The sequence below is a fragment of the Sphingomonas faeni genome, from assembly GCF_030817315.1.
GTDB lineage: Bacteria > Pseudomonadota > Alphaproteobacteria > Sphingomonadales > Sphingomonadaceae > Sphingomonas > Sphingomonas faeni_C.
This window is the reverse complement of sequence record NZ_JAUSZF010000004.1, coordinates 1-25,975: the sequence shown is the minus strand read 5'-3', so window position 1 is coordinate 25,975 and position 25,975 is coordinate 1. Positions and strand designations below refer to the sequence as shown.

Sequence of the window (25,975 nt, the reverse complement as noted above, 5' to 3'; positions counted from 1 at the left end):
GTGATTCCTATTCGGTCATCCTCGACAACGGCGCAAACCATTACCGATGCGTTTTTTTCACCAAGAAGCGGGTCGTGTCTGAACTTCCACAAGCGCGTGACGGTCGATCGCCTCAATGCTTTTGCAACCCGTTAAGGCCATCGCGACGCGTATTTCGGCTTCCACCAGTTTGAGGACATGGCTGACGCCCGCTTCTCCACCCGCTGCAAGTGCGTAGACCCACGCCCGTCCAAGCAGCACGCCCTTCGCACCCAGCGCCAGCATCCGCACCACGTCGAGGCCCGAACGAATACCGCCGTCTGCCAGGACGGTCAGCCTGTCACCGACCGCGTCCGCGATCGGCGGCAAAGCGCGCGCCGTGGATGGCACGCCGTCAAGCTGGCGGCCCCCATGATTGGACACCACGATCCCGTCAGCACCGACAGCCGCAGCGGTTTTCGCATCTTCGGCATCGAGGATGCCCTTGATGATGAGAGGTCCGTCCCATTCGGCGCGGATGAAGTCCAAGTCTTTCCAACTGACTGTCGGATCAAAGTTATTGCGCATCCAAGCGAAGAAGTCCTCCAGACCGGTGTTCTTTCCGAGCACTGGGGCGACGTTGCCGAGCTGGTGCGGACGGCCATGCACGCCGACGTCCCAAGCCCAAGCTGGCTTTGTCAGCGCCTGCCACATGCGGCGCAGCGCCCCTATCCGGCCGGCCGCCCCCGCCAGACCCGAATGATAGTCTCGGTAGCGGGACCCTGGCACCGGCATGTCGACGGTAAACACCAGCGCCGAACACCGCGCTACCTTCGCCTGTGCCAGCAAATCCTTCATGAAGCCGCGGTCTCGGATCATGTAGAGCTGGAACCAGAAAGGCGCGTTTGTGCCGCGCGCAACCTCGTCGATCGGGCACGCAGACACGGTGGACAGGCAGAACGGAATGCCCGCGCCCTCCGCGGCGCGGGCCGCTTGAACCTCGCCGCGGCGGGCATTCATTCCGGCCAACCCGATCGGTGCCAGCGCGACCGGCAGCGCTACCTTGTGTCCGAACAGCTCGGTCGTGAGGTCGAGCGAGGACACGTCGTTCAGCACTCGCTGGCGTAGCGCGATATCCTCGAGATCGGCGATGTTGCGCCGCAGAGTTACCTCCGCATAGGATCCGCCTTCGATATATTCGAACAGAAAATGCGGCAGCCGCCGCCGGGCAAGCTCGCGATAGTCGAGCGCGGAGGCCGCCCTTCTCATTGCAAATTTACGAACATGCCGCCGTCGACCAACAGCGCCGCACCCGTCACATAAGCGGCAAGGTCCGACGCGAGGAATATGATCGGGCCAGCCAGATCGTCGGGTGCGCCGAGCCGCCCGAGCGGAATGCGCTTTTCCATGTAGTTGCGCTTGCCCTCGTCGGCGAGGTCGTCCTTGTTGATGTCGGTCAAGATCGTGCCGGGGAGCACCGAATTGCAGCGAATGCCGTGTTTGCCAAGTGCGATCGCCGCGGATTGCATTAGTGAATGCACGCCGGCTTTCGTCGGCGTGTAATGGGTCTGGAACTCGCCGCCCACGAGCGCAGAAATCGACGACACCGCGACGATCGCTCCCCCCTGCCCTTGCTTCACCATCTGGTTGGCCGCGGCCTGAACCATGTAATAGGCGCCGTGAAGGTTTACGCGAAAGGTGCGCTCCAGAGTCTCGACCGGCATATCGAGGAAGGCATGAAACGGGCAAATCCCGGCGTTGTTGACGAAAACGTCGACTCGGCCAAGCGCCTCCGTTGCGCGCGCGACGAAATCCTTCGCAGTATCGGGATCGGCGACGTCTCCCTTGATCGCCACACCCTTCCGGCCAAGGCTTTCGATCTCTGCGATGCAGGAGGCCGCGCTGGCATCATCCGAGTGAAAGTTGATCGCGACATCGGCACCATGCCTGGCCGCGCCGATCGCCGTTGCGCGGCCAATGCCGGCGGAAGCGCCGGTGACGAGTAGGGTCTTTCCTTCGAGCAACACGGCAAAACTCCTGATTATGGTTTCGGCACCCAGCCGAGATCGTGGCTGATCGCGCGCGCCACGCCTAAAACTTTGGCGGCGAGCTCCTCCATGCGAGTGTCGCCCATATATTGCGCCGCGCTCGAGACGCTGATCGCGCCGACCACCTTGCCCGCAACATCGCGGATCGGCGCGGCGACGCAGCGGATTTGATCCTCGTTTTCTTCGAGATCATAAGCCCGTCCAGCCGCGACATAGCCACGCATCCTCTCGTGCCACAGGGCACGATCCGCCGTCGGCACGCCGTCGGCATGATCCGCTGCGAAACGCTCGCTCCAAAAGCTTTCCGGATGATCGAGCATCAGCGCCTTGCCGAGGCCCGTGGAGGTCAGCGGATGGCGATCCCCAACGCGGCTAGAGATGTTGACCCGCCGACGCCCCGGCAGTTTGTCTAGGTATAGCGCGCGATCGGCATCAAGCACGCCGAGATGAACTGTATCCTCTGTGTCAGCCGCGAGTGCCTCGATATGCGGCCGCGCCACCTGAATTAGATCGGCCTGCTGGTGCGCCAGATGCCCCAGTTCCAGCAATTTCGAGCCGAGCCGGTAGCCAGAGCGCGGCGTGAAGATCAGGTATCCTCGGTCGACAAGCGCGCTCGCCAGACGGTGCGTCGTGCTCTTGGTGAGCTCCAGGCGGTCAGCGAGTTCGCCCAAGGTCAGCATATCGTGCGCAACGGCCTCGATCACATCGAGGCCGCGCATCAGCGTCTGACTACCTGCACCGACAGCAGGACCGTCAGTAGGGTCAGAGGTCGTTCGGGGTACGATTGACGCCATCATTTTCATCCTTTAGATCAGCCTACCACAATGTGGCAAGCCCGGGCCCCCTGTCCTGTCGGGCTCAGAAGGGTGAGATGCGGCATGGCGTTATCCAAGATCAAGCATGTACGCGCTTTCGTGGCAAAAGGCGGCGGCGCGGATTATCACGACCAAGTCGGCCAGCACTGGATCGACGACCATATCGCTACGCCGATGAGCCGTTATCCCGAATATCGCCAAAGCCGCCGCAGCTTCGGCATCAACGTGCTTGGGACGCTGGTCGTCGAGATAGAAGCGGAGGACGGCACGATCGGCGTCGCCGTAACTACCGGGGGGGAGCCGGCGGCCTATATCGTCGAAAAGCATCTTGCCCGTTTTCTCGAAGGCCGCGCGCCGACCGAGTATGAGAAGATTTGGGATCAGATGTACTTCTCGACCCAATTTTACGGCCGTAAGGGGCTAGTGATCAACGCGATCTCGGGCGTCGACCTGGCGCTCTGGGATCTGCTCGGCAAATTGCGCAAGGAGCCCGTTTATCATCTGCTCGGCGGGGCGGTACGTGACGAACTTCAATTTTATGCGACGGGTGCACGCCCCGATCTGGCCAAGGAGATGGGCTTTATCGGCGGCAAGATGGCGTTGCACCACGGGCCTGCCGAGGGCATCGAGGGGCTGCACAAGAACATCGCTACCGCTCGCCGACATGCGCGAGAAGGTCGGCCCGGATTTCTGGCTGATGCTCGATTGCTGGATGGCGCTCGACGTCGAATATGCCACCCGCCTGGCGATCGCCTGCCACGAGCATGGCCTGAAGTGGATCGAGGAAGCGCTGAGCCCCGACGATTATTGGGGTTATGCCGAACTCAAACGCAACGTGCCTAGGGGTATGCTGGTCACTACCGGCGAGCATGAAGCGACCCGCTGGGGCTTCCGCATGCTGCTCGAAATGGAATGCTGCGACATCATCCAACCCGACGTCGGCTGGTGCGGCGGAGTCACCGAGTTGCTCAAAATTTCGGCGCTTGCCGACGCGCATGGCAAGATGGTCGTGCCGCACGGGTCGAGCGTGTACAGCTATCATTTCGTCATCACGCGTCATAATTCGCCCTTCGCCGAATTCCTGATGATGCATCCCGAACCATCGGAGGTGGTGCCGATGTTTGCACCGCAGCTGCTCGGCGAGCCTGTGCCTGTCAACGGCCGGATGCGCGCGAGCGCGCTCGACAAGCCGGGCTTCGGCGTCGAGCTCAACGCCGACGTGCCCCTTCACCGCCCTTACACTCATTAAGGATATGTCATGAAGCTCTTGCGCTACGGCCCCATGGGCCAGGAAAAGCCCGGGCTGCTCGATGCAGACGGCAACATCCGCGACCTGTCCGGCGTGATCGCTGACCTGACGCCGACCACGGTCACGCTGGCTGAGATCGAGAAACTGAAGGCGATCGATCCGGCGTCGTTGCCGCTGGTCGAAGGGAGCGCACGCTACGGGGTGCCGGTAAACGGCATTGGCAAGTTCATCGCGGTCGGGCTGAACTATGCCGATCATGCTGCCGAAGCGAACCTGCCCGTGCCGCCTGAGCCGATCTTCTTCACCAAGGCGATTTCGTGTCTCACCGGCCCCAATGATCCGGTAATGATCCCCAAGGACTCGCTCAAGACCGATTGGGAGGTCGAGCTCGGCATCATCATCGGCAAGACCTGCCGCTACGTCGAGCAGGCTGACGCACTCGAACATGTCGCTGGCTACGTCTTGGTCAACGACGTCTCCGAGCGCGCCTTCCAGAAGGAGCTCGGCAGCCAGTGGGACAAGGGCAAGGGCTGCGACACGTTCGGCCCGACCGGCCCTTGGCTCGTCACCCCCGACGAGGTCGGTGATGTTCAGGCGCTCGACATGTTTCTAGACGTCAACGGCACGCGACGGCAGACCGGCAACACCCGAACGATGATCTTCCCGGTTGCAGAATGCATTGCTTATGTCAGCCGCTTCATCACGCTGCACCCGGGCGACCTGCTGATCACCGGCACGCCGCCGGGCGTCGGCGAAGGCCAGAAGCCGAGCGCGATTTTCCTCAAGGCTGGCGACACCATGCACCTCGGCGTCACCAAGCTTGGCGAGCAGCGCCAGAACGTCGTGGCATTTGCGTTGGAGCATAGCGTATGAGCGGTTTCGCGGGACGTTTTGCCGGGCGGACTGCCATCGTCACCGGCGGCGCTTCGGGCCTGGGCAGGACAACCGCCAAGCGGCTGGTGGCCGAGGGCGCAAACGTGGTGTTGTGGGACGTGAATGAGGAAGCGCTCGAGGCAACAAAGGCCGAAATCGGAGCAACCGGCGTGTTCGCGCTCGACGTGTCGGACCAGTCCGCGGTCGCCAGCACCGCCGCGGCCTCGCACGCCGTGCTCGGCAAGATCGACATCCTCGTTGCGTCCGCCGGGATCACTGGCGCGACCGCGCCGGTTGACGAATATCCGATCGAGAGCTGGCTGCGGGTGATGGACATCAACCTCAACGGCCTGTTCTACTGCTGCCGCGCGATCGTGCCGTTCATGATCGAAAACGGCTATGGCCGGATCGTCAACGTGGCCTCGGTCGCCGGCAAAGAGGGCAATCCCAACGCTTCGGCGTATTCAGCATCCAAGGCCGGCGTGATCGGACTTACCAAGTCGCTTGGCAAGGAACTCGCGACCAAGGGCGTGATCGTCAACGCGGTGACCCCGGCCACCTTCGAGAGCCCGATCCTTGCCCAACTCCCGCCTGCGCAGGTCGATTATATGCGCGGCAAGATCCCGATGGGTCGCTTGGGTGAGGTGGAGGAAACCGCGGCCATGGTGTGCTTCATGGCAAGCGAGGAGTGCAGTTTCACCACCGCTTCGACGTTCGACACCTCGGGTGGCCGCACCACCTTCTGAGCCATCCACGCTCGCCCGATGCTCTCCTGAAGAAGAGAGCAAGGCCGTCCGGAGAGGACTTTCATGGACATCATTCCGTTCGTCGATGCGCATGTCCACCTCTGGGACCTCGCGTCGATCCGCTATCCCTGGCTGACCCCTCCATTCGACGGCAGCGGGCCCAACGGCAGTACAGCATCGATCGCACACGACTATCTGATCGATGATTACTTGGCCGACGCACGGCGTTGGGACGTGCGCGGCATCGTCCACATAGATGCCGGCGCCGACCCGACCCAAGCGCTCGACGAGACGCGCTGGCTGGAGGAACTGGCAGTCACCCGCGGCCTGCCGAGCGCCATCGTCGCCTTCGCTCCACTCGACGATCCCAAGGTAGAAGCGTTGCTGGAGCGCCATGCCTCGCACCCCCATGTCCGGGGCATCCGTCAGATCGTCAATTGGCATGTCAATCCGATACGGACCTATTTGCCGGGCGACGTGACGCAGAACGATGGCTGGTGGGCCGGCTTCGGTGCACTTGCGCGCCACAACCTGTCCTACGATCTGCAATGCTATGCCGGCCAGATGGCGGGTCTCGCACCGCTGATCGCACGGCATTCCGATATCCCTGTCATAATCAATCACGTCGGCATGCCTATCCCCTCTGATCCCGAAGGACTGACCCGCTGGCGGCATGGGATGCGGGCTCTCGCGCAATATCCGCACGTAGCCACGAAGTTGTCGGGCGTCGGTTTCATCCACCGGCAGTGGACCGTGGAGCAGATCCGTCCCTACCTGCTGGAAGCGATCGACATCTTCGGCGTCGAGCGCTGCCTCTTCGCGAGCGACAGCCCGACCAACAAGCTGTTCGCGCCGTTCGACGCACATCTCGACGCCTATCACGCGATCGTCGCAGACTTTTCGCTCGATGAGCGCCGGGCGATGTTCGGCGGCAACGCGAACCGCGTGTACCGGCTCGGCCTGAAACTCTGACACGATGAAAAAAATTGCCTTTAAGATGCAGCTCAAGCCCGGCCATCTTCAGGTCTATCGCCAGCGTCACGACGAGATCTGGCCCGAGTTGGTCCAAACGCTGAAGGCCGCTGGGCCGCGGGACTATTCGATCCAACACGACGCCGAGACCGATGCGCTGTTCACCACGATGTGGTGCACCGACGATCAGGCGATGGAGGCGCTGCACACGCGCCCGGTGATGCGCCGTTGGTGGGAGTCGATGGCTTCGTTGTTGGAGACGAACGCCGATGGATCGCCGGTCAGCATCGCGCTCGATACCGTTTTTCACCTCGATTGAAGCGAGCCCGCGCTCGACGGGTGACTAGGAGATTATCATGGGTGCCAATCCTCTGCTCGGCGTACTGTTTCACTGGCTTGGAGGCTTGGCATCGGCGAGTTTCTACGTGCCCTATCGAAGCGTGAAGCGCTGGTCCTGGGAAATCTACTGGCTCACCGGCGGCATCGTTTCTTGGCTAGTCGCCCCATGGTTCTTCGCCTGGGTACGCACTGAGGACTTAGGCGGTGTCGTGGCCCAGGTCCCCGGATCGGTAGCCGGCATGTGCATTATATTCGGTATATTATGGGGGTTCGGTGGGCTCACCTATGGACTCACGATGCGCTATCTCGGGCTATCGCTGGGCATGGCAGTAGTATTGGGACTGTGCACGGTATTCGGCACGCTTATTCCGCCGATCGTTCAGGGCGATTTCCATGAGAAGTTGCTGGCAACGGCCTCGGGGCGAATTATCCTTCTCGGCTTGATCGTTACCCTGGCGGGCATCGTCGTGGTAGCCGTCGCGGGTGCCAAAAAGGACGGGTTGCTGTCGCTCGACCAGAAGCGCGAGGCGATCAGTGAGTTCGATTTTCGCAGGGGCATCGCTGTCGCCGTCTTCTCTGGCATCATGTCGTCCTGCTTTGCCTTTGGCTTGGCCGCGGGCGAGCCTATCAAAGCGCTGTCGGCCGCGGCGGGCACCGGTCCGCTTTGGACAGGCCTGCCCGTGCTGTGTTTCGTCATGTTCGGCGGGCTGCTGACGAACACGACTTGGTGCACGATACTAATCGTACGCAACGGCAGTGCCAGCCAATGGTTCGGCCGCGCCGCGCACGCGATCGAGGCGGTTCCCGCCTCTGCGCGGAAGATGCCCTTGGCGCGCAACTATCTGTTGTGCGCGGTGGGGGGTGCCGCCTGGTATTTTCAGTTCTTCTTCTACACGATGGGCGAAAGCCAAATGGGAAGATTCGGGTTTTCCAGTTGGACGCTCCACATGGCCTCGATCATCATATTCGGCACGCTGTGGGGCTTCGCTTTCCAGGAGTGGAAGAATGCGCCGCGGCAAATCCGCACACTCGTCTGGACCGGGATTGGGCTATTGGTCGTCGCGACCGTCATCATTGGCTATGGCAACAAACTTGGTGTTGAATAGTGGCCTTATCAATCTTATCAATTCGCGCAGCATGGTCCTAGCATGGAGATAGCCATACCCCGGGCTTTGATGCATGCTTGAAGGAGAGACTGGCACTAATACCCAAGTCATGCAGGGCAGATAATTACGGCGGTCTGTTGCGAGAAGATATCAAACGACTGATATCCACGAGCAATATAGTGCACCAGGCCTCCGTCAAACTCGTTATCGTCTTCGATAAAGATCCACCTTTCAGGGTTTGGAGCGTCCGGCAAACCCGGGGCGTTTATCATCAACACAGGGGTGAAGATGGAACGCTCGTGATCAGTCAGCGGAGGAAGACGGTATTGGAGATAGCACGAACTCTGGCGAAGCCACCTCTTCCAACACGGCCACATCCCCGCATGCTGATGCTGTCCTTGCCCGATGCAACGCGGTCACTCGCTTGACTTGCGCAATGCTGCATCCTGCCAACTCCGCCGTTCTCGTTATGCTCATCCCGCGTCACGAAGCCGACAATGCGGCGGTGATGGGCGACGTCGGGCTTGCGGCCGGTGTACCGCCCTTCCCGCCTGGCAATCTCAATCCCTTCGCGTTGGCGCTCGCGCCGTGTTACGTAATCATCGCGTGCTGTCTGGAGCGCTAATCGTAGTAGCATCTCCTGCACAGCCTCGAGCACGATCCGGGCAACGCCGGAACTCTCGGCGACGAGATCGGAGAGGTCGACAATCCCCGGCACCGCAAGCCGAGCCCCCTTCCCTCTGATCGTCGCCACCAATAATTCCGCTTCAGCCAGTGGCAGACGACTAATCCGGTCGATCTTCTCCGCGACGACCACCTCACCCGGCTGAAGGTCGGCAACCATGCGCAGCAGTTCCGGCCGGTCCGGCCGAGCGCCCGATGCCTTTTCCCAGTAAACCGCCGCCACATAGAAACCGGCCGCCCGCGCGCCGGCGACGATCGCTTCCTGGCGCGCGAGATCCTGCTCTTCCGTGCTGACCCTCAGATACACCCGCGCGGCCTGGATCGTGTTCCGCTTTTCTTGTTCGCTCATCTCGTCCAGGCTCTGATGGGTATACCCTTATTGGCCGTCTCTAGATAATCCGGCTACAATAGGTGAATAGCGATCCTCCGTAGCCTAGCCAAGCGATCCGGCTCTTTGTAGCTAGCCAGCTCAGGATGAGCGGCTGATTTTCCTATTGAGGTTTCGCTCTTCGTTAGCGTACCCAGTATTATAGTGACTCCCAACCCCGGTCCTGCGCAGGAGCGTGGCCTGCTCACACAGATGGTCGAGCAGGCGCCCAGCATTATGGCACTTGTCCGCGAGCCATGTCACAGAATTGTCCTGGCGAACGCGGCGTTCCGGCGTCTCTTCGGCGCAGACATCGTCAATAGAGTAGCGCAGGAGGTGCTCCCGCCGCAGATCGCTGGGGCCGCTATTGAAAAGCTGCATCAGGTATATCGATCAGCGACACCGATGGCCTTCTCCGCCGTCGAGATACCTGTCCTCCGCCATGATCAGAGAGGCACCGAGCTTAGGGTTCTGGACTGTGGATCGGCGCCGAAACTAGGACCCAGTCGATTTTAGCCAAGTTACTGAATTCGCTTTGAAGCTTCATACAACCAGGGGTCCCGATCGGCGCCGATCGAGACCCCTTTATAACCCATACTTTCCAAAAGATTATAGGTAGTTGCCTTGCTCAAAGCGGGGTCCCGCTTTCGGCGCCGATCCACAGTCGACGACGTAACCCGCGAGTGTTTGCGAGCGGTGCTCGACACGTCGATTTCGGGCCGGCGGGTGGTGCGTGAGCTGGCCGATCTGATCGCCGAGCGCGGCGCGCCCAGGATGATCGTCAGCGACAATCCTGAATTTCAGCAAATGCGCCCCTCGTTGAAGGAGGCGAAGTTTAACACCACGTTAGAAGGGGCGTCAAAGAGCGCCCTAAAAAAATCCATTGGACCCGTGCGTGAGCGATTTTCAGTACTTTCCCGGTAACGGCTACCGCGCATATTTCGAACTGCCCGGCGATGAGAACTTCGGGTTTAAAGAGAATGACAACGCCGTTTTCGATACCGCCTGGCAGGCAATGAAAGGGCCTTGCGTGGCGGTTCGCGTCTCCGGCGGGGTCGATACTGATCGTCTATTGCAAGCCGGAGCGCTGCTTATCCGGCAACGCAATTTTGACGTCCGGAAATTCGCGCGTCAAGAAATCGAGGTTATGCTGAAGAGGGTGCTTCACGAGCCACAAGAAGCGATGTTTCGCGACAACGCGACCGCGCAGATTGCGGCAATGAAGTTTGACGGGATTATTTTACGAGATTGAATTCTTCTGTCTGGTTCAGTCCATCTGACTCACGGGCGGCAGCGATCTACAATCGGAACTGACAGCCACCATAATGACCTTCCTTAATGACGAGTGAGGGCCCCCCGGCTTCGATCGGTTATGCCGTTCGCAGCGCACGATACCGGCGCGCGAGAGAATGCCGAGGTGCGCGGACATGGTGTTCTGCGGCACCTCGGGCTCCCGCAGTGGATCACGCCCCGTCGCTATCGCAGCGAGCGTTTTTCAACAGTCTCGATCGGTTCTGACATCAAAGCTTCCTGCGTCCGCTCTGGGCGCGGGCACAGCAAGCTGCCGTGGTGATCGATGGAATCATCTGAGTTATTCGTGAACATTCAATTATGGTGCCTGGCCCTTTACGAGCAGGATACAAGGAGCCCTCGAAATGCGAGCAGCAACCGACACACTTCCAATCAAGGCACCGGGTATCATCCTTGGAATCGGGCTCGGCGGCTTCTTCGACGGCATCTTCCTGCACCAGGTCTTCCAGCTGCATCATATGTTCAGCAGCAAGATCACGCCTGATACAGTGCCGGGTCTGCGCATGAACACGCTGGGGGACGGCCTCTTCCATACCGTGACCTGGCTCGCGGTGCTCGTCGGTCTCGGCCTGCTTTACTCGCGCGTGACCCACGCCCGCAGGAAGGTTTGGGGCTCGGCCGTGCTCTGGGGCTGGATGCTTAACGGCTGGGGCTGGTTCAACCTGGTCGAAGGTGTGATCGACCACCAGATCCTTGGCGTTCATCACGTGTACGCCGACGCGAACCAGCTTCTCTGGGACATGCTGTTCCTCGCCTCGGGCGTGATCTTCATCCTAGCGGGCTGGGCCATCGCGCGCCGCGCTAAACCCATCGCCATCGCATAAGGCGCAGCCCAAGCGATGCATGTGGAGGGGCATGGGCACTCGCCTTCGATGGCACTGCCACTCGTGCTCCTCGGGCTTTTGACCCTGCTGTACGTCGGCGGCGTCGTCTATCAGACGCGGGTCGCTCGTCGCGGCTGGAGTCGTTGGCGCACCGCCGCATGGGGGGCCGGGGCTGCGGTTCTGGCGCTCGGTTTGATGCCGCAGTACCTGCCGTTTCCAGCGGGCGACTTTCGTCAGCACATGCTCCAGCACATGCTGTTGGGCATGCTGGCGCCCCTCGGCCTGGTCATGGCGGCGCCGATCACTCTTACCCTCCGCACAGCGCCAGCGCCCTTCGGAAGGGCAATCGTTCGTGTGCTGCGCTGGCGACCGATCCGTCTTTGGGCGAATCCAGTAACGGCGCTCGTGTTGAACCTAGGCGGGATGGCCGGTCTGTATTTCACACCACTTTACATGGCGATGATGACGCACGCTGTCCTGCATTATCTCGTCCATTTTCACTTCGTGGCAGCCGGATGCCTCTATGTCTGGGTCATCGCGGGCCCTGATCCAGCCCCGCATCGCCTGTCGGTGCCTGCCCGACTGGTCGTACTAGGGGCCGCCGTCGTCATTCACGCGATCATGGCGCAGATGCTCTACGCTGGCTGGTTCGTCACCATTCCAGTCCCACCCCATCAGCTCCGCCGTGGCGCCGAGCTGATGTACTATGGAGGGGACATCACAGAAATGCTGCTGGCTCTCGCGATGGTCAGTAGCTGGCGGCCGAGGGGCAGAAGATTCAGTTGAAGCGTCGCGTTTTACGATACGGCAGCTCTTCAAAACAACGCTTGGCCGTTTGAACGGCAGAACTTCACCGCCTATTCGCCGTCATCGTGCCGGATGCTCCGAGAAGACAGCGCATCAGGTTACGCGGATCAAGACCGGTGCGAGCACTTGATCTCTCAATAAGGGCATGTCGCCGTGGTAGCCTGAGTACCGATAGCCGTTCGCAAGTCCCTAGTCACCGAGGCCTCCGACAATAGAAAATGGTCCGTGCGGCAGTACTGGCGTATCCGCCCACTGCGTAATGAGACGGCGATATGCCTCCCCGACAGATCGGATATTTCGGTTGAGATCGTAGAGGCCGAGCGCATTGACAGTCCCGTTCATTTCGCGAAGCGCGACATCCCAATCGATCTGGTCAGTGACGGAATACCAGGTCATCCCGCAGATCGGCACGCCCATTCGGCGCAGCATCTGGATATTGGCCCAGGTTTTCCAAAGCCATTTGGCAGCCTCGTCACCGCCCTGGTCAACGAGGTTGGTCTCTGTATGCATGATCGGTAGCCGATACCGTTCGTGATAGGCCAGCGCGACGGGAGCATACCCGAACACTTCGCCAGCGGCTCGCCGGATTTCAGGCGCGACGAGCAGGTGCTCGTTGGTGATGTAATAGTCGTGGCCAAGAATGAAGTGCTCCACGAGGTCAATGGAGCGAAATCGGGCGTATTCGGCTTCTGCCATGCCGTTCTCCCGTAGGTAAGCATACATGCCTGCGGAGATGCGCCTGCCACAAATGAGATCGAGTGTAAGAAAGCGGCGCTCGTTGAACATTTCCGCTTCCGGCGTCAGATCAGGATGATTGGCGTGAGTATGCTCGGAGGATTCCGCGTGAATAAACAGCGCATCGGGACGGACTTCAAGGATAGCAAGCATCGCCTCCAGGCTTGCTCGAGTAACATTTTTCAGAGCCCCGACAAAACCCTTGTGGCTCGCCAGCTGCTCGTTCCACCACCCGTAGTAGCCAGAGAATTCCGCCGTGATGTACATCTCGTTCACCGGTGTTAAGAGACGGATCCATGGATAGCGCTCTGAGAATGCTCGGGCATACTCCGCAAAGTAAAACGGCCATTCCGCGTTCTGAAAATCCCCGACCCAATCTGGAACGCCAAAGTGACATAGATCGAGAATGGGGGTGATTCCCATTTCTCGCATGGTCGGTAGCACCTCATCGGTAAACGACCAGTCGTAGCGGCCCGGCCCAAGGTGGGTTCGGTAATAGGGAGGCCCATATCGCAGGTGTTTGCAGCCGAGAGCTAAGGATATAGCGAAATCTTCGCGCCACCTGTCATAGTGCCCACATTCTGCCATTAGGTGTTTGATCCCACGGTTTGATGGTGCGATCCTTTCGTTAGAATGGAAGGAAGCCATATGGGACAGGTACGTCACGGGAGCGCCACGACCACGCACGCCGTCAGAGCAGCAATACAGCGATCGCAAGCTTCGCTCTCGACGCTGAGCCGGGAGCTTGGGATCAACCCCAAGACGGTGGCGAAATGGCGGAAGCGGGCGACGGTTGAGGATTTGAAGACCGGGCCGAAGGCCCCTCACTCCACGACCTTGACCCAAGCCGAGGAGGCAGCTGTCGTCGCATTCCGGCGCCACACACTCCTGCCGCTCGACGATTGTCTCTATGCGTTGCAGCCGTCAATCCCGCATCTGACACGGTCAGCGCTGCACCGCTGCCTGCAGCGGCACGGCATATCCCGTCTGCCGGATATCGAGGGCGACAAGCCAAAGCGACAGCGCTTCAAGCGCTACCCGATCGGCTTCTTCCACATGGATATCGCCGAGGTTCAGCACCGGCTCACGAAGCCGAACCACCCCTGGACCAACGGACAAGTCGAGCGGATGAACCGCACGATCAAGGAGGCGACCGTCACACGCTTCCACTACGAAAGCCACGAGCAGTTACGGGTGCACCTCGCCGACTTCATGGCGGCCTACAATTTCGCCCGTCGGCTCAAAACGCTCAGCGGCCTCACGCCTTACGAATACATCGCCAAAATCTGGACGGCAGAGCCGGATAGGTTCATCGTCGATCCGATCCACCAGATGCCGGGACTAAACACCTAGGGTACGCGCTCGGACAGTATAGCAGCGACACGACCGGCGAACCTTTTGAGCGCTGGTACCATGTCGGGGCCGGTCAGCTTTCGCGGATGCGGATCGATTGCGCACAGCGTCCCGTAGAACGAGCCATCGTCCAGGACGATCGGCAACGATACGTAGCTTTTGAACCCGTAGAGCGCGGGAGCCGGATGCGTTGACCACCGCGGATCAGCTGAGACGTCATTGATCACCACTGCGTTGCCGGACTCGCGTATGTCGTTGCAGATCGTCGTGGAGATACGCAGCTCGTCACCCGGCGACATACCGAAGTCGATCTGGTCCAGCACCTGACAAGCAATCCACCGCGTTTCGGTAACGCGGGCAACTGCGACGAAGCCCATACCGGTAAGAGCCGCTACCTCGTTGAGGATGCGCCGTATGCCATCATCGTTGCTGTCACAGGCGGTGCCTGTAGCAAGTTCGTCGAGCATCTATGTGTTCCCCCGCCGGAACGATAGCGTGGGAATCTGAGGTTAGCGAATCGACCCGAACAACAAGTGTGTCTAGCGGCGCCTAACCGGGGCGGCGCAAGCGACGCGTTACAGCCGGGGGTCTGGCGTAATCGCTTCGATCTTGTCGAGCTCCGCAATCAAATCGGCAAAGCCGTCGTCGTCATCCTCATCGGCATCGACCGAGAACAGACGATGAAAGCCCGTACCCAGCACATCCAGGTCCCGCTGGGTGAGCAAACCCACCGCAACAATACGTTCTTTCGTCAACACTCGTCTCCCAGCGTGGATAGGGGCAACGGGCGGGCGGTGATTAAGTGCCTGAGCAATCGAAATGGGTTGAGCTTTTAAGTCGACCTCACGACTAAACATGAAACTGAACCGCGCCGGGTTTGCCGGAGGCTCCAACTCCTGAGAAGGTGGAGCCTGTATGAGCAAGACGACGAACAAGTTTGCGCCGGAAGTTCGCGAACGCGCGGTACGGATGGTTTTCGACCACGAGCGGGATCACCCCTCGCGATGGGCAGCGGTGGTGTCGATCGCGGAGAAGATCGGCTGCGTTCCGCAGACACTGCATGAGTGGGTGAAGAAGGCTGAGGTCAACAGCGGCAAGCGTGCCGGTGTCCCGACCGAGGTTGCCGACAAGGTGAAGGCACTCGAGCGCGAGGTCCGTGAGCTGCGTCAGGCCAACGAGATTCTGCGCAAGGCGTCCGCATATTTTGCGCAGGCGGAGCTCGACCGCCCGTTCCGGCGATGATCGCGTTCATTGACGATCACCGCGATGCCTATGGGGTCGAGCCGATCTGCCGTGTCCTGCCGATCGCCCCATCGACCTATCACGAGCGCGTCGCGCAGCGACAGGACCCGACACGCCTGTCGGCGCGGGCACGGCAGGATGCGCTCCTAAAGGCTGAGATCGCGCGCGTGTTCGCCGAGAACTTCGCGGTCTACGGCGTGCGCAAGGTCTGGCGGCAGATGATACGAGAGGGCGTGCCCGTCGCCCGCTGTACGGTCGCGCGACTGATGCGCGAGATGGGCCTGGCAGGCGTAATCCGGGGTAAGCCAGTGCGCACCACGATCAGCAACAAGGCGGCGCCGTGCCCGCTCGATCACGTCAACCGCCAGTTCTACGCGCCAGCGCCGAACATGCTGTGGGTCTCAGACTTCACCTACGTCGCGACCTGGGCGGGGTTCGTCTACGTCGCCTTCGTCATCGATACCTATGCTCGCCGGATCGTCGGCTGGCGGGCCAGCAGGACGGCTCATGCCAGCTTCGTCCTCGATGCGTTGGAACAGGCGCTTCACGATCGTCGGCCGGCCCATCGGGGCGGCCTCATCCATCATAGCGACCGCGGGTCGCAATATGTGTCCATCAAGTACACCGAGCGCCTCGCCGAGGCCGGGATCGAGCCCTCGGTTGGCAGCGTCGGCGACAGCTACGACAACGCTTTAGCAGAGACGATCAACGGCCTCTACAAGGCCGAGGTCATCCATCGCCGTGGACCTTGGCGATCCTTCGAAGCGGTGGAATACGCGACCCTCGAATGGGTCGACTGGTTCAACCATCGACGGCTGCTGGAGCCAATCGGCAACATCCCGCCTGCCGAAGCCGAAGATCAATATTATGCTGCCGCAGACAACATCGATATGGCTGCGTGACTCACAACCCAACGCCTCCGGTAGACCCGGCGCGGTTCAAACCAACTGGCGTTGGTTGCACGCTGCGCCGAGGTCAGGGTCTGCGGAATCGTCGAAGTCAGCCATTACGGTAACCTACGCCTTCCGTTTCGCCCCGCGAGTTCATAGATCGCGCGCTGAGAGCATCGAGTATGGCGGCTATTACCGATCAGGCACTGCAGGGCGAATGGTTCTATCTTGAGGAAGAGCAGCCTTTCGACCGGACCAGCCCGTCCTTTTACATTTTAGGCGATGGCCGCGTCACCCCCAACGATCGGCCTGAAGACATCGGGTCCTACGTGATCAGGGACGGAAGGGCGGTCGTCCAGTTTCCAAAGTACGCACGTGCAGCGCTGACGATCGAGCTACTCTGCGACGAGGTTAAGTTTGACGAGAGCACAGACGTCCTCACAGCGAACGCGTCTTACGAGATGGCCGCAGTGGACGAGCCCTTGCATTACTACGGTACGTTTGTGCGTCGCCGCGCGGACTACCTCGCACCCCCCTTGAACATGGCGCCGGTTCTGAACAAGGGCGAACTCGCCACCCCATCGTAGGTCAGCCTCAATCGGGTCGCGTTCCAAAACGGTCCGTTATGATCATGCCGACTAAAACTACAGCGAAGCACAATATGGTGATCGTTAAGCTACTCATAAATCGAGTTAACAGCGCTTGGGCGGGCCGCGCAACGGGTTATTCCGATCGCCTAGCGGCTGAAGGAATATAGGTTATGGACGAGCTCACCACCTCTATTGTTGGCATAGACTTTCCGAACGAGGATAAGTCGAAGAGCAACAGGCGCATGGAGTGGATGCTCTGCGCCCCGGGTGACGTCGTCGAGCTACGCCTCGAGCCTAAGAACCCGTTCGACGCGAACGCCGTTGCCATCTTCAGCGACCGCGGCACGCAACTGGGCTACGTCAGCGCCGAGCGTGCGCCCCTGATCGGCAAGCGGATGAAGGAAGACGACGCGACCGCTGTCTTCCAGGCGATGCACGGGAACGGGGCTTATATCCGGATCCGGTTCGGAGGCGGGTTACCTACCCTACCCGACCCGGTCCCTGATGTTCCGAAGCCCGCCCCTCCCCGCCAGATGCGGCCGGCGCAGCGACCAGTGTACGATCCTCTCGCGTTCTATCCCGATCCCGAAGGTCCCGAATTTGGAGCCTGACCGACCGGTTTCTCGGCGCCTTACCGTTAAACAGTCTCCAGAATACCGTTGGGACTCGGGCCCCGAACTCAACCTTCCTAGCAACGACGCACCTGGTACCTGCTTGACGCAGGTCAATTTACTCTATCGTTTGAGCGTTTATTTAGGCAAAATGGCGAGAACACCAGTTGAGATCCGCGCGCAGGCGAAGGCGTACCGACAGTTACATGCATACCTACAGGGGCCGATCCTGACGCCAGCAATTGAGGATGTTGCCATCGCACTGGATAGGCTGGCCGTGTCGATCGAGCAGAAGGATGAAGCGATCCGACTCATTGACGGTGGCGCGATGGTTAGGTTGCTAACCACCTGATGTGGTTCAAGCAGGCAAGCGCCAACTCCTTCAACCGGGTCTCAATTCAACAGAATCGCAGCAGGTACCCGTGAAACTTACCATAAGCAGGTTCAAAGGCGATCGGCGCGAAGTCGGCGATGTTGTCTTTTTCGAAGGTCGAACGATCGCGGACGATCGTGTCACGGTTGAGGTTAGCCGCGAGGCGTGGGAACAGATCCTCGTCAACTGGCATCGCGATCCAGTGGCGAAGCTCGAGGAGATGTCTCGCGACCCTCGCGCCCATTGGGCGCGTTTCGCGACGGAAAAGGTTTGGCGTCTCTACCTCTGACCAGCCGGAAGCTCACTTTCCATGGTTCTATCCTCATGAGGAAGGGCCAGAATTCGGTGCCTGATCTGCTATGCCGAATTTCGCCTAATCTCTGCGGTTTTCCTCTGCCGCTTCGCGCCGTACGCGCCGAGCGGCGGAATCGCTTGCCTCCTTCTGCTTCCGCGACATCCGGTTGTGAGTGGTTGCCCAAAGCAACACGGCCCCCAAAATAATGGGCCCGCCAATTACAACAAACGCCCAGAGCGCTTCCATCTGCCGATCATCCCTAAGCAAGCATGCAGAGTTTCTTGCAACGGCGCACAGGAGATTTGGCTCCAAACGTTGCCTTGAATTAACGCGATTACATGCAAAACCAACTACGCTGAGGCGGGCACTAGCGCCCGTCTGGAGATCTTATGGGACAGGGAACGAGTAGCGACATCCATTTCTTGAGAAGTATGGGTTAGGGAGGGGTCGCGATCGGCGCCGATCTGGACCCCTCCTATTTAAAGCATTAACGCAGATTCAATAGCTAAGCAAAATTCTATCGGGGTCCCACTTCGGTGCCGATCCACACGGGAGAACCTTGGTAAGTCGGTGCTCGATGTCATTTACGGAACGCAAAAGGCAGTCGACGAACACGTTGTCGCGCCAGGCGCCGCGGCCGTCCATGCTGATCGCAACCTTCTAGCTGTGCAGGGCCGCAGTGCTGGTGAATCGGCTTCCCTGATCGGCGTTGAAGATTTCCGAAAATCTTGGCGTGCTACGGCTTCACGTCGATCGGCGGTTCGGCAGGCTCGCTATGGCTCTCCAATCCAAAACCCCAGCCGCCCCTTCGAGCAGCTGGCCGCGCAAGATCGTGATCTGGTTGGGGTGAACAACGAACTGCTGCGCCAGCTCGGCCAGCGCCTTCTCCCTCTTCACCGCAGCCAAGGCCACCTTCGCCTTGAAGGCCGAACTATGGTTCAGGCGTGTTCGAAGCCAAGCTGCGGCCGAGCCGGCGTTCGCGACCGATCCGGACGCGCCTGAATGGCTCGTGGAGCGTCTGACGATCGCAGGGGTTCCACCTGATACATCCTGTCCGGCGAGACTTATAACCGCTTCGATCTTCACAGGCGCACAACGAGGACGAGGCAAGGGGCCTCTTTAGGCTATGTCTGCCGATGTCCGTACTCGGCAGTTCTTTGGCTACCGTGCCGCGAAAATCTCATCCAGTCGCGCTCGCCTGCCTGTGATCGCTTCTAGGTGCGGGAAACGATGGCCGTCGTGATACTCGACCTGCACCTCGCGTGGGCGAGATTGCGATCGTGCCCTGACCGTCAAGAGCAGCGGCGCGACGCCATCCTTGGCGGCCTCGATTGCGTCCCCGATCACCTGTTCACTGTAATCATGACCGTTCACGCTCTGGATCTGCGACCCGGCGGTGAGGCCAGCGTCGAACGCCGCGCTCCCCCACATAACCTCCTGCACGGTGCCGGTGTTGCCGATGTTCAGGCCGACCGAGAAACGCATGTCGAATTGTTCCGCCTGCGCGTCGAAGCTCTGGCAGAAATCGGTGCGATGGTCGCGGTAGACGAGCCGATATCCACCAAGCTCCAGCCCTTCGAGGGGCGCGCCCTCTACGCGGCGGTGCAACTGTGTATCCAGGAAGTCGGTCCAGTCGTGCTCGACGACGTCGTTCAGCGTGCGCACGACCTCATCGAAGTCATAGGTCCGCGTCGCCATGCTGCCGTCGTCGATCCCGAAAAAGGCGCGCGCAAAATCGTCCAGCGACTGCTGGTCATCGGTCGCCGCGCGAATCCGCGTATCCACGGCGAGCCACATCAACTGTCCCTCCGAATAATAATCCTCGTTGCGCTGCCAACTCGGCCACGGCAGCGGCGCGCGGGCGTTGATGACCGGATCCTCGGTGGTGTCCGCCATCGTCCGCCACATTCCACCCGGGCGCACATCGTACGTCGCTGCGATCTTCGCGAGGGACTCGATCGACGCCTTCGTCGACCACAAGCCGGCGCGGGTCGTCAGCACATGACCCCAATATTGCGTCTGCCCTTCATAGACCCACATCAGACTGTTGCGGATGGGGAGTTCGAAGGTCGGCGTCCATGAATCCGCCCCGCGGCGGAACTTGCCGTTCCAGCTGTGCGTGAACTCATGCGCGAAAACATCCCGCTTGGTCCGGTTCGGCTCCCATTCCCTGTATAATGTGGGAGGGACGATGATCTCGGTCGATCTGTGATGCTCGACGCCGCCCCCGCCCAGTTCGTCGCTCAACGCAACCAGGAACCGATATTTGTCGAAGTGGCGCGCGCCGAACAGCGTTTCCGCCTGCTCCACAAGCGCGGCATGCAGCGCGGCTTGCTCAGGCCTAATCTCCAGGTCGATCGCTTGGTGGGCGAACAGGTTCATATGAACGGCACCATCGTTCGTGAGTGCCACCTCGCGGTGATGGCGTCCCGCCATCATCGGGGAGTCGACCAGCACGTCCAGGCTGACCGGCGCGAAATGCACCGTGTCGCCGTCCCGCGATTCGTCCTTAAGGACAGTCGCGTACTGCCAATCGATCGGCAGCGTCACGCTCGGCCGAATCTGGATACGGCGCGCGAAATAGCCGGCCGGATACAGCAAAACGCGGCCCCACTGCAGGTTCAGCATGTCTTCGGTGACGACGACATCGCCTTGGCTTGGCGCCGTAGGGGAGAGGAATTGGAAGCCGATGTCGAGTACGTCAGTGCCGTCCGGCACGTCGATATGGAACGCATACACCTCCACCGGATCGCGCTCCCAATCGAGCACCAGATCTCCGGCTTTGATCTCGAGACCGGCAAACAGTTCGATCGGGTTCTGCGGCGAATGGTAGCCCGGCATCCACTTCGGGTAGAGCAGCGTCATCGGCCCGCTTTGCGCCACCGGCACGATCAGCTTGCCCGAGACGATCCCCCGGAGCGTGTCGGTGACGTCGATCGCGAGGCTCAGATCGCGGGGATAATCTATGTCCTGCGGATCCGATCGCCATTCTGCCGGGCTCGTCGGTCGCCTACCCGCGGCCCTATCATCCTGCGTTGCAACGGGTTTTGAGACTGCCGGTTTTACACGTTCGGTTTCAAACTGCTGAACCATTTTTCACCTCGTCGACGGCAAGCGATCTTGTCCGGCGGGTACAATGACGATCTGGAGCAGGGAGGGTTCCATGTAAGTCGGTGGCAACCGGTCGACTTTCCTTTAATGCGGCAGCCGGCGCGGAAGTTCGCGCGTGAGGAAGCCCATCGGGCCACGCGTGGTCGCGACACGACGCCTACCTTGGCCGTGCATCCACGCGCCCCAACCGACGGCCGCGAGCGGCGATGGGCCAGGCGACAACAGGCCGCCAATCGCGCCGGCAAGGGCATCCGTGGACAGAGCACCACCACCCGATGCGCGACGATCATCACCTGCCGTCCGGCATAATGAAGCACGATCGTGTCCATCAGCGACCGTAACCGAAATAACGTCGCACCAGGGCGCCCCACGGACGGGCGGCGATAGAATTTGCCGAGGAGCCGACGAAGCTCGGCCTGGTCCGGATATACTGACGCGACGCCGCGGGTCGTCAACCGTTGAGAATGCCGAATTCCTTCTCGCGCAAGCGTTCGTCGACGCAAATCGGTTCATCACTATCGGCACCGCCATAACTCCGAATAAGCCGGGCAGCGCTCCAGGCCCGCCTAGGGTGAGGCGAGTAGCACGTCGGGCCGCTGGTCGAAATCGATCCGGGCGAACCATGCACCAAGCACTCGCGCTTGCTCCTCCCCGGTTTGCGATAGGCCGATATCCGCGTCGTTCGATGTCAGTTCAATGCGGTCCGCCCCACGTGTATGGGCTTTATCCCGCGCAACGTTGCGGCGTTTTCGCCGTAACGCACGATCCAGAGCGTGCTCAGCAAGTGCATTGCGTTCAAGACCGCCGCCTGAAACAGCGGTTTCGATCGAGTAGGTCATTCGTTCGGTTGCCGACGAGCATAATGTGCTCCTCCGACTAAGGAAAAGCGCGAACACCATGCCGCTCCTCATCGCCGCATGACCAAGCGGTCGATCAGCTATGTTCCGACGCGGCATCATCTTTATTGTCCTTGGACCCTTTTTTGGAAGTCGCGGATTTTCCCCGTCCGTTGTTGCCCCCGCCCCGGCCTGTTCCCGTACTCCCACCAGCGCCATCACCGCCCTTGGTAGTTATCGATCCGGGATTACCGCCAGCACCTTTGATAGCCATTTCAAACCTCCATTTCTGATTGTTCAACCCCGTGTCCACATTCAGGTTCCAGGATGTGGCTCTTTCGGTAGAGCGGCACGTAGATCCTTTATTGAAGCTTTTGAAATTTGCCTGCCAAATGGCAGTGGCATGCCGTTGCAGTGTCAATTCAAGCATTCTCGACAATAAATTGTCCAGATGTTACCGTGTCGCTGATTTGGCTTTGTCACGTCAATGGTCTCGCCAGCAAACCAATAGAATCATCAAGTGATACGGCAACGATATCAATCAATGACGTAGCTTGTACCGGGTTTCCAGACCGGCAATCCAAATTATAGCATTAACATGCATTGACTTCGCGGAACGTTCACGAATTGCGTAGGTTACCTGAGAACCTTGCTGTAATATCAGGTGGAACTTGACTTTAACGTACATTAACGACGAGCAGGTAGACTGCTCGACATCGATGAAATACCCGTCGCGTTCGGCATTCCTCGGCATTCTGACGACGCTCGAGACCGCAGGCTATGATTTCGTTCCGCCAACGCCGGCGACGCATGCTCGTGTAGTTGCCCGCCCCGACCGGCGAGAGGCGAAGGAAGTGCGGGATGTGCTGGGATGGAGCCTGCCCGTCGCTCCCGGCGTATTGCCGCGCTCCCTTGAAGCCGGACTGATCGACGCGGGCGTGCTCGTGCCCGGTGAAAATGACCGCCTGGTGCCGCAGTTGCGCGTGTCGCGCGTCCTAGGCACTTTGTTTTGGCACTCGCGCTACCCGACCACGGCGCACGATTCCGTTTTCCTGGGGCCCGACAGCTACCGCTTTGCACAGTTCATCCTCGCGCGCATGGATCCCGACGCGCGGTCGATCCTCGACTATGGGGCTGGCGCAGGGGTCGGCGGAATCATTGCGACTCGGCATGCCGAGGACGCGGTGCTGACGATCGCCGATATCAACCCGAAGGCGCTGTTCCTGGCGTCGATCAATGCCGAGCATGCCGGCGTTCGGCACCGCATCGTGGAAGTGTCACAACCGTCAGACGTGAGTGGTCATTTCGATCTGATGGTCACGCATCCGCCCTTCATGATCGACGCCGAACGCCGGACCTACCGCGATGGTGGTGAGCTTTATGGAGCTGCGCTGTCCCTCGACTGGGTGCTACAGGGGATCGACCTGCTGAGCGCTGACGGCCGGCTGATCATGCACACCGGCGTGTCGATCGTCGGTGGTTGCGATGTGCTGTTGGACGCGCTCCGTGATCGTCTGCCCGTGGTGGGCAACGACATGACGTACCTTGAACTCGATCCCGATATCTTCGGTGACGAGCTGGACCAGCCTGCTTATGCCGATGTGGATCGGATCGCCGCAGTAGGGATGATGGTGCGTCGCACCGCCGCGGCATGACGAGCGGTACGCGATGACGGGTTCGTCGGTTCGGATTTTCGCAGGCCTGATGCTTGGCTTGTTGGCTGGAGCTGCGCTTGCCGGCAGCGCCACGGGCGGAACACTTCTCACCGTTCTTCAACCGGTCGGGAAGCTCTGGCTCGACGCGCTCACCATGACGGTAGTGCCGTTGGTCTTCTCGCTTCTGGTCACAGGCATCGTGTCAGCGGCTGAGAGCGCTTCGGTTGGAAGGACAGCGCCCCGCGCCCTAATGTGGTTTGCGATACTGCTAATCGTCGTCTGTGTCGTAAGCGCGGCGCTGACGACGGTTGCGCTCGATCTATGGCCAGTCTCCGCCGAGGCCACATCGCTTCGGTCGCTTGGTGGCAAGCCTCCCGACATCGCGTCGACGGGCGACTGGCTGGCGAATATCATTCCGACCAATCCGCTGAAGGCTGCATCGGATACCGCGATGGTGCCGCTGGTGATCTTTGCTGTGCTGTTTGGTTTTGCGGTGGGCAGCATCGAGCCCGACCTGCGTGTCAGCATCCAGACCTTCTTCCGGGCGGTCGTTCAGGCGATGCTTGTGATCGTGCACTGGGTCCTGTGGATTGCTCCAATAGGTGTATTGGCCCTCGCCTTCTCTGTTGGAACCCGGACGGGAGTGAGCGCGGCCGGTGCGCTGCTGCAATATATCATGCTCGTCGTCGGCTCGTGCTTGGTGACGACGCTCCTCGCTTACTTCGTGGCGGCATTGCTCGGCCGCATGTCACCATTCGCCTTCGCCCAGGCGGCGCTTCCGGCGCAGGTCGTAGCGGCCAGTACCCAGTCCTCGTTGGCGGCGCTTCCCGCGATGATTGACGCGGCAGGCCCGCTCGGTGCCGGCAGGCAGGAAGCTGGTATTGTTCTTCCGCTTGCCGTTTCGCTCTTTCGAGCGGCAAGTGCGGCAGCCAATGTCACGGTGGCTGTCTATCTTGCACATCTATACGGCGTGGTGCCTGGTCCCGGTACGCTTTTGACCGGGGCGCTTGTCGCTGCCGCTGTAAGCGTGGCGGCGGTCGGCCTGCCCGCTCAAGTTTCGTTCTTCGCGATCATCGGCCCGGTGTGTCTCGCGATGGGCGTTCCGCTCAACCTGTTGCCTCTATTGCTCGCGATCGAGAGCATTCCCGATATCTTTCGCACCTTGGGCAATGTTACAGCCGATCTCGCTGTGACGCGTGTGGTGGGGCGACGTGATGCTGATCTCAGCTGACCTGCGTCTCTCGCCTAGCATTTCCGCGACTAGGGTCAGGACCTCTGTGATTGCCGTCCGTAATGCAAGAGGTTTCTGACCGTGTGGGTTCGTGATCGAGTGCGGTCTTCTGCAAGGCCTTTTGAGACGGCATTCAGAACCGCTGGTCGGTATGGTGATCCGCGGATCAGATTCAAATCTCGTTGGCACGCTATAGCGCTCTGAGTCGTGAACTGGTTTTTCAGATCCAGATCTTTTCGATCGTTTTGCCCATTCTGGTCGTCGCCTTCTCACACCCCCGTATATCCGGCCTCAGACAGAATTCGCGGCATGATGTTATGCCGCTCCTGCCTGTGCAGGAACTCGATAATCGTCATTTTTCGTCAGCATCGCCCACATCGTCCGCGGCATCTTGTTGGCTAAGGCGATCGCCACGAGCATCCGCGGCTTCCGCGATGTAACTCGTGCTAGCCTCGAGTCTTCTGGAATTGATTTGCGTCCTATCCAATTCAAACGCGACTGCGGATCGGCGTCGAAAGCGGGACCCCGACTATTGAAAGCATTAACGCAGATTCAATAGCTAAGCGAGACTCTACTGGGGTCCCACTTTCGGCGCCGATCCACACCTGAAGGCACACCGCACGGCATCGAGTCTGCGGGTAAAAAAAAGGGGATCTCGGCCGCCTGATCGGCCGCACGAAAGGCGGCATGAACACCAAACTGTACGCCGTCAGCGATGCGGATGGGCGGCCCTTGAGCTTCTTCATGACCGCCGGACAGTTCAGCGACTACACCGGCGCGGCAGCCTTGCTCGACGATCTGCCGAAAGCACAGTGGCTGCTGGGCGACCGTGGTTATCACGCCAATTGGTTCAGGCACGCCCTGGAAGCCAAGGGCATCCAACCCTGCATCCCGGGCCGCAGATCGCGGAACGAGCCGGTCAGATACGACAAGCGCCGCTACCGGCGTCGCAGC

General features: G+C 60.3%; 26 protein-coding genes, 6 pseudogenes and 1 other annotated feature. Of the genes and pseudogenes, 19 read left to right on the top strand and 13 right to left on the bottom strand.

What is annotated here, in order from left to right:
- Nucleotides 1-57: 57 nt before the first annotated feature.
- From lldD to QFZ54_RS18245, 3 genes are read right to left on the bottom strand one after another with little or no spacing between them, the layout of a single operon-like run.
- Entirely contained in the window at nt 58-1,227 is a 1,170-nt protein-coding gene (gene lldD / locus QFZ54_RS18255; protein WP_307089846.1) for an FMN-dependent L-lactate dehydrogenase LldD, read from the bottom strand.
- Nucleotides 1,224-1,985 (bottom strand): SDR family NAD(P)-dependent oxidoreductase, encoded by a 762-nt coding sequence (locus QFZ54_RS18250; protein ID WP_307089844.1) that lies wholly within the window; start codon nt 1,983-1,985, stop codon nt 1,224-1,226. The genes lldD and QFZ54_RS18250 overlap by 4 nt, the downstream gene beginning before the upstream one ends.
- Nucleotides 1,986-1,999: 14 nt before the next feature.
- Nucleotides 2,000-2,725: an IclR family transcriptional regulator gene (locus QFZ54_RS18245; protein WP_373458634.1), complete on the bottom strand. Its 726-nt coding sequence runs from the start codon at nt 2,723-2,725 to the stop codon at nt 2,000-2,002.
- A gap of 159 nt (nt 2,726-2,884) precedes the next feature.
- Here QFZ54_RS18245 and rhmD point away from each other — a divergent pair.
- The 6 genes and pseudogenes from rhmD (at nt 2,885) to rhaT (ending at nt 8,106) form a co-directional block, all read left to right on the top strand.
- A pseudogene (gene rhmD, locus QFZ54_RS18240) lies at nt 2,885-4,070 on the top strand (L-rhamnonate dehydratase).
- Nucleotides 4,071-4,079: 9 nt separating this feature from the next.
- Nucleotides 4,080-4,943 carry a fumarylacetoacetate hydrolase family protein gene (locus tag QFZ54_RS18235; RefSeq protein WP_307089838.1) on the top strand — a complete coding sequence of 288 codons (864 nt, stop codon included), beginning with the start codon at nt 4,080-4,082 and terminating at the stop codon, nt 4,941-4,943.
- Nucleotides 4,940-5,689: an SDR family NAD(P)-dependent oxidoreductase gene (locus QFZ54_RS18230; protein WP_307089836.1), complete on the top strand. Its 750-nt coding sequence runs from the start codon at nt 4,940-4,942 to the stop codon at nt 5,687-5,689. Before QFZ54_RS18235 ends, QFZ54_RS18230 begins: the two co-directional genes overlap by 4 nt.
- A gap of 63 nt (nt 5,690-5,752) precedes the next feature.
- The gene (locus tag QFZ54_RS18225) at nt 5,753-6,661 is read left to right on the top strand and encodes an amidohydrolase family protein (protein WP_307089834.1); all 909 of its coding nucleotides are present in this window, start codon (nt 5,753-5,755) and stop codon (nt 6,659-6,661) included.
- A gap of 4 nt (nt 6,662-6,665) precedes the next feature.
- Entirely contained in the window at nt 6,666-6,980 is a 315-nt protein-coding gene (locus QFZ54_RS18220; protein WP_307089832.1) for an L-rhamnose mutarotase, read from the top strand.
- A 37-nt stretch (nt 6,981-7,017) separates the two neighbouring features.
- Complete coding sequence (rhaT, locus tag QFZ54_RS18215) at nt 7,018-8,106, top strand: L-rhamnose/proton symporter RhaT (RefSeq protein WP_307089830.1); 1,089 nt, start codon at nt 7,018-7,020, stop codon at nt 8,104-8,106.
- A 307-nt stretch (nt 8,107-8,413) separates the two neighbouring features.
- On the opposite strand, the gene QFZ54_RS18210 is transcribed toward rhaT, so the two are convergent.
- A complete protein-coding gene (locus QFZ54_RS18210) occupies nt 8,414-9,139 on the bottom strand; it encodes a recombinase family protein (protein ID WP_444965523.1) in 726 nt (241 codons plus the stop codon).
- 231 nt (nt 9,140-9,370) lie between these two features.
- Here QFZ54_RS18210 and QFZ54_RS20555 point away from each other — a divergent pair, with 231 nt between their 5' ends.
- The 5 genes and pseudogenes from QFZ54_RS20555 to QFZ54_RS18185 all read left to right on the top strand — a co-directional run bounded on the left by QFZ54_RS20555 (nt 9,371) and on the right by QFZ54_RS18185 (nt 12,078).
- Nucleotides 9,371-9,673 carry a PAS domain-containing protein gene (locus QFZ54_RS20555; protein ID WP_373458633.1) on the top strand — a complete coding sequence of 101 codons (303 nt, stop codon included), beginning with the start codon at nt 9,371-9,373 and terminating at the stop codon, nt 9,671-9,673.
- Nucleotides 9,674-9,793: 120 nt separating this feature from the next.
- A pseudogene (locus tag QFZ54_RS18205) lies at nt 9,794-9,949 on the top strand (IS3 family transposase); the annotation flags it as partial.
- 103 nt (nt 9,950-10,052) lie between these two features.
- Nucleotides 10,053-10,409 carry a hypothetical protein gene (locus QFZ54_RS18200; protein WP_307089828.1) on the top strand — a complete coding sequence of 119 codons (357 nt, stop codon included), beginning with the start codon at nt 10,053-10,055 and terminating at the stop codon, nt 10,407-10,409.
- A gap of 403 nt (nt 10,410-10,812) precedes the next feature.
- Nucleotides 10,813-11,292 carry a DUF2243 domain-containing protein gene (locus QFZ54_RS18190; protein WP_307089827.1) on the top strand — a complete coding sequence of 160 codons (480 nt, stop codon included), beginning with the start codon at nt 10,813-10,815 and terminating at the stop codon, nt 11,290-11,292.
- A gap of 48 nt (nt 11,293-11,340) precedes the next feature.
- Nucleotides 11,341-12,078, top strand: a complete 738-nt coding sequence (locus tag QFZ54_RS18185) for a cytochrome c oxidase assembly protein (protein WP_307089824.1) — start codon at nt 11,341-11,343, stop codon at nt 12,076-12,078.
- Nucleotides 12,079-12,288: 210 nt separating this feature from the next.
- On the opposite strand, the gene QFZ54_RS18180 is transcribed toward QFZ54_RS18185, so the two are convergent.
- Nucleotides 12,289-13,422, bottom strand: coding sequence for a family 1 glycosylhydrolase (locus QFZ54_RS18180; protein ID WP_307090499.1), 1,134 nt, complete (start codon nt 13,420-13,422; stop codon nt 12,289-12,291).
- 60 nt (nt 13,423-13,482) lie between these two features.
- On the opposite strand from QFZ54_RS18180, the gene QFZ54_RS18175 reads away from it, so the two are divergent.
- A complete protein-coding gene (locus QFZ54_RS18175; RefSeq protein ID WP_307089822.1) occupies nt 13,483-14,187 on the top strand; it encodes an integrase core domain-containing protein in 705 nt (234 codons plus the stop codon).
- On the opposite strand, the gene QFZ54_RS18170 is transcribed toward QFZ54_RS18175, so the two are convergent.
- Together QFZ54_RS18170 and QFZ54_RS18165 are read right to left on the bottom strand one after the other, a co-directional pair.
- A complete protein-coding gene (locus tag QFZ54_RS18170; RefSeq protein ID WP_307089820.1) occupies nt 14,184-14,654 on the bottom strand; it encodes a GAF domain-containing protein in 471 nt (156 codons plus the stop codon). The genes QFZ54_RS18175 and QFZ54_RS18170 overlap by 4 nt on opposite strands.
- Before the next feature lie 108 nt (nt 14,655-14,762).
- On the bottom strand, nt 14,763-14,942 hold the full coding sequence (locus QFZ54_RS18165) for a hypothetical protein (RefSeq protein WP_307089818.1): 180 nt from the start codon (nt 14,940-14,942) through the stop codon (nt 14,763-14,765).
- Between the two features lie 160 nt (nt 14,943-15,102).
- Here QFZ54_RS18165 and QFZ54_RS18160 point away from each other — a divergent pair.
- The 4 genes from QFZ54_RS18160 (at nt 15,103) to QFZ54_RS18145 (ending at nt 17,872) form a co-directional block, all read left to right on the top strand.
- Nucleotides 15,103-16,331, top strand: a protein-coding gene (locus QFZ54_RS18160; protein WP_307089697.1) for an IS3 family transposase whose coding sequence is annotated in 2 segments (ribosomal slippage) — nt 15,103-15,391 and nt 15,391-16,331 — 1,230 coding nt in all. Because the reading frame shifts where the segments join, the coding sequence is not laid out codon by codon here.
- Nucleotides 15,384-15,500: a sequence feature (AL1L pseudoknot), on the top strand. Its footprint overlaps the gene before it by 117 nt.
- Nucleotides 16,332-16,501: 170 nt before the next feature.
- On the top strand, nt 16,502-16,906 hold the full coding sequence (locus tag QFZ54_RS18155) for a hypothetical protein (RefSeq protein WP_307089816.1): 405 nt from the start codon (nt 16,502-16,504) through the stop codon (nt 16,904-16,906).
- A gap of 173 nt (nt 16,907-17,079) precedes the next feature.
- Nucleotides 17,080-17,520, top strand: a complete 441-nt coding sequence (locus QFZ54_RS18150; RefSeq protein WP_307089814.1) for an HIRAN domain-containing protein — start codon at nt 17,080-17,082, stop codon at nt 17,518-17,520.
- A gap of 103 nt (nt 17,521-17,623) precedes the next feature.
- A complete protein-coding gene (locus tag QFZ54_RS18145; RefSeq protein ID WP_307089812.1) occupies nt 17,624-17,872 on the top strand; it encodes a hypothetical protein in 249 nt (82 codons plus the stop codon).
- A gap of 46 nt (nt 17,873-17,918) precedes the next feature.
- Here the strand turns inward: QFZ54_RS18145 and QFZ54_RS18140 are convergent, their stop codons facing one another.
- The 5 genes and pseudogenes from QFZ54_RS18140 to QFZ54_RS18120 all read right to left on the bottom strand — a co-directional run bounded on the left by QFZ54_RS18140 (nt 17,919) and on the right by QFZ54_RS18120 (nt 22,138).
- Nucleotides 17,919-18,086 (bottom strand): hypothetical protein, encoded by a 168-nt coding sequence (locus tag QFZ54_RS18140; protein WP_307089810.1) that lies wholly within the window; start codon nt 18,084-18,086, stop codon nt 17,919-17,921.
- A gap of 687 nt (nt 18,087-18,773) precedes the next feature.
- Nucleotides 18,774-18,908 (bottom strand): annotated as a pseudogene (locus QFZ54_RS18135) (IS3 family transposase); the annotation flags it as partial.
- A 72-nt stretch (nt 18,909-18,980) separates the two neighbouring features.
- A pseudogene (locus QFZ54_RS18130) lies at nt 18,981-19,130 on the bottom strand (IS3 family transposase); the annotation flags it as partial.
- Nucleotides 19,131-19,349: 219 nt separating this feature from the next.
- Nucleotides 19,350-21,281 (bottom strand): M61 family metallopeptidase, encoded by a 1,932-nt coding sequence (locus tag QFZ54_RS18125; RefSeq protein ID WP_307089808.1) that lies wholly within the window; start codon nt 21,279-21,281, stop codon nt 19,350-19,352.
- A 584-nt stretch (nt 21,282-21,865) separates the two neighbouring features.
- Nucleotides 21,866-22,138 (bottom strand): hypothetical protein, encoded by a 273-nt coding sequence (locus tag QFZ54_RS18120; RefSeq protein WP_307089806.1) that lies wholly within the window; start codon nt 22,136-22,138, stop codon nt 21,866-21,868.
- A gap of 716 nt (nt 22,139-22,854) precedes the next feature.
- Here QFZ54_RS18120 and QFZ54_RS18115 point away from each other — a divergent pair.
- Together QFZ54_RS18115 and QFZ54_RS18110 are read left to right on the top strand one after the other, a co-directional pair.
- The gene (locus QFZ54_RS18115; protein WP_307089804.1) at nt 22,855-23,790 is read left to right on the top strand and encodes a methyltransferase; all 936 of its coding nucleotides are present in this window, start codon (nt 22,855-22,857) and stop codon (nt 23,788-23,790) included.
- A gap of 13 nt (nt 23,791-23,803) precedes the next feature.
- Complete coding sequence (locus tag QFZ54_RS18110) at nt 23,804-25,021, top strand: dicarboxylate/amino acid:cation symporter (RefSeq protein WP_307089802.1); 1,218 nt, start codon at nt 23,804-23,806, stop codon at nt 25,019-25,021.
- 315 nt (nt 25,022-25,336) lie between these two features.
- On the opposite strand, the pseudogene QFZ54_RS18105 reads toward QFZ54_RS18110, so the two are convergent.
- Nucleotides 25,337-25,498 (bottom strand): annotated as a pseudogene (locus QFZ54_RS18105) (IS110 family transposase); the annotation flags it as partial.
- Between the two features lie 125 nt (nt 25,499-25,623).
- On the opposite strand from QFZ54_RS18105, the pseudogene QFZ54_RS18100 reads away from it, so the two are divergent.
- A pseudogene (locus QFZ54_RS18100) lies at nt 25,624-25,975 on the top strand (transposase); the annotation flags it as partial.

Coding starts and splice junctions, on each gene's coding strand:
- QFZ54_RS18150 (WP_307089814.1), top strand. CDS start 17,080: ATGGACGAGCTCACCACCTCTATTGTTGGCATAGACTTTCCGAACGAG.
- QFZ54_RS18230 (WP_307089836.1), top strand. CDS start 4,940: ATGAGCGGTTTCGCGGGACGTTTTGCCGGGCGGACTGCCATCGTCACC.
- QFZ54_RS18180 (WP_307090499.1), bottom strand. CDS start 13,422: ATGGCAGAATGTGGGCACTATGACAGGTGGCGCGAAGATTTCGCTATA.
- QFZ54_RS18190 (WP_307089827.1), top strand. CDS start 10,813: ATGCGAGCAGCAACCGACACACTTCCAATCAAGGCACCGGGTATCATC.
- QFZ54_RS18120 (WP_307089806.1), bottom strand. CDS start 22,138: ATGACCTACTCGATCGAAACCGCTGTTTCAGGCGGCGGTCTTGAACGC.
- QFZ54_RS18125 (WP_307089808.1), bottom strand. CDS start 21,281: ATGGTTCAGCAGTTTGAAACCGAACGTGTAAAACCGGCAGTCTCAAAA.
- QFZ54_RS18170 (WP_307089820.1), bottom strand. CDS start 14,654: ATGCTCGACGAACTTGCTACAGGCACCGCCTGTGACAGCAACGATGAT.
- QFZ54_RS18175 (WP_307089822.1), top strand. CDS start 13,483: ATGGGACAGGTACGTCACGGGAGCGCCACGACCACGCACGCCGTCAGA.
- QFZ54_RS18210 (WP_444965523.1), bottom strand. CDS start 9,139: ATGAGCGAACAAGAAAAGCGGAACACGATCCAGGCCGCGCGGGTGTAT.
- lldD (WP_307089846.1), bottom strand. CDS start 1,227: ATGAGAAGGGCGGCCTCCGCGCTCGACTATCGCGAGCTTGCCCGGCGG.
- QFZ54_RS18185 (WP_307089824.1), top strand. CDS start 11,341: ATGGCACTGCCACTCGTGCTCCTCGGGCTTTTGACCCTGCTGTACGTC.
- QFZ54_RS18225 (WP_307089834.1), top strand. CDS start 5,753: ATGGACATCATTCCGTTCGTCGATGCGCATGTCCACCTCTGGGACCTC.
- QFZ54_RS18115 (WP_307089804.1), top strand. CDS start 22,855: ATGAAATACCCGTCGCGTTCGGCATTCCTCGGCATTCTGACGACGCTC.
- rhaT (WP_307089830.1), top strand. CDS start 7,018: ATGGGTGCCAATCCTCTGCTCGGCGTACTGTTTCACTGGCTTGGAGGC.
- QFZ54_RS18220 (WP_307089832.1), top strand. CDS start 6,666: ATGAAAAAAATTGCCTTTAAGATGCAGCTCAAGCCCGGCCATCTTCAG.
- QFZ54_RS18245 (WP_373458634.1), bottom strand. CDS start 2,725: ATGCGCGGCCTCGATGTGATCGAGGCCGTTGCGCACGATATGCTGACC.
- QFZ54_RS18235 (WP_307089838.1), top strand. CDS start 4,080: ATGAAGCTCTTGCGCTACGGCCCCATGGGCCAGGAAAAGCCCGGGCTG.
- QFZ54_RS18155 (WP_307089816.1), top strand. CDS start 16,502: ATGGCGGCTATTACCGATCAGGCACTGCAGGGCGAATGGTTCTATCTT.
- QFZ54_RS18110 (WP_307089802.1), top strand. CDS start 23,804: ATGACGGGTTCGTCGGTTCGGATTTTCGCAGGCCTGATGCTTGGCTTG.
- QFZ54_RS18140 (WP_307089810.1), bottom strand. CDS start 18,086: ATGCCAGTTGACGAGGATCTGTTCCCACGCCTCGCGGCTAACCTCAAC.
- QFZ54_RS20555 (WP_373458633.1), top strand. CDS start 9,371: ATGGTCGAGCAGGCGCCCAGCATTATGGCACTTGTCCGCGAGCCATGT.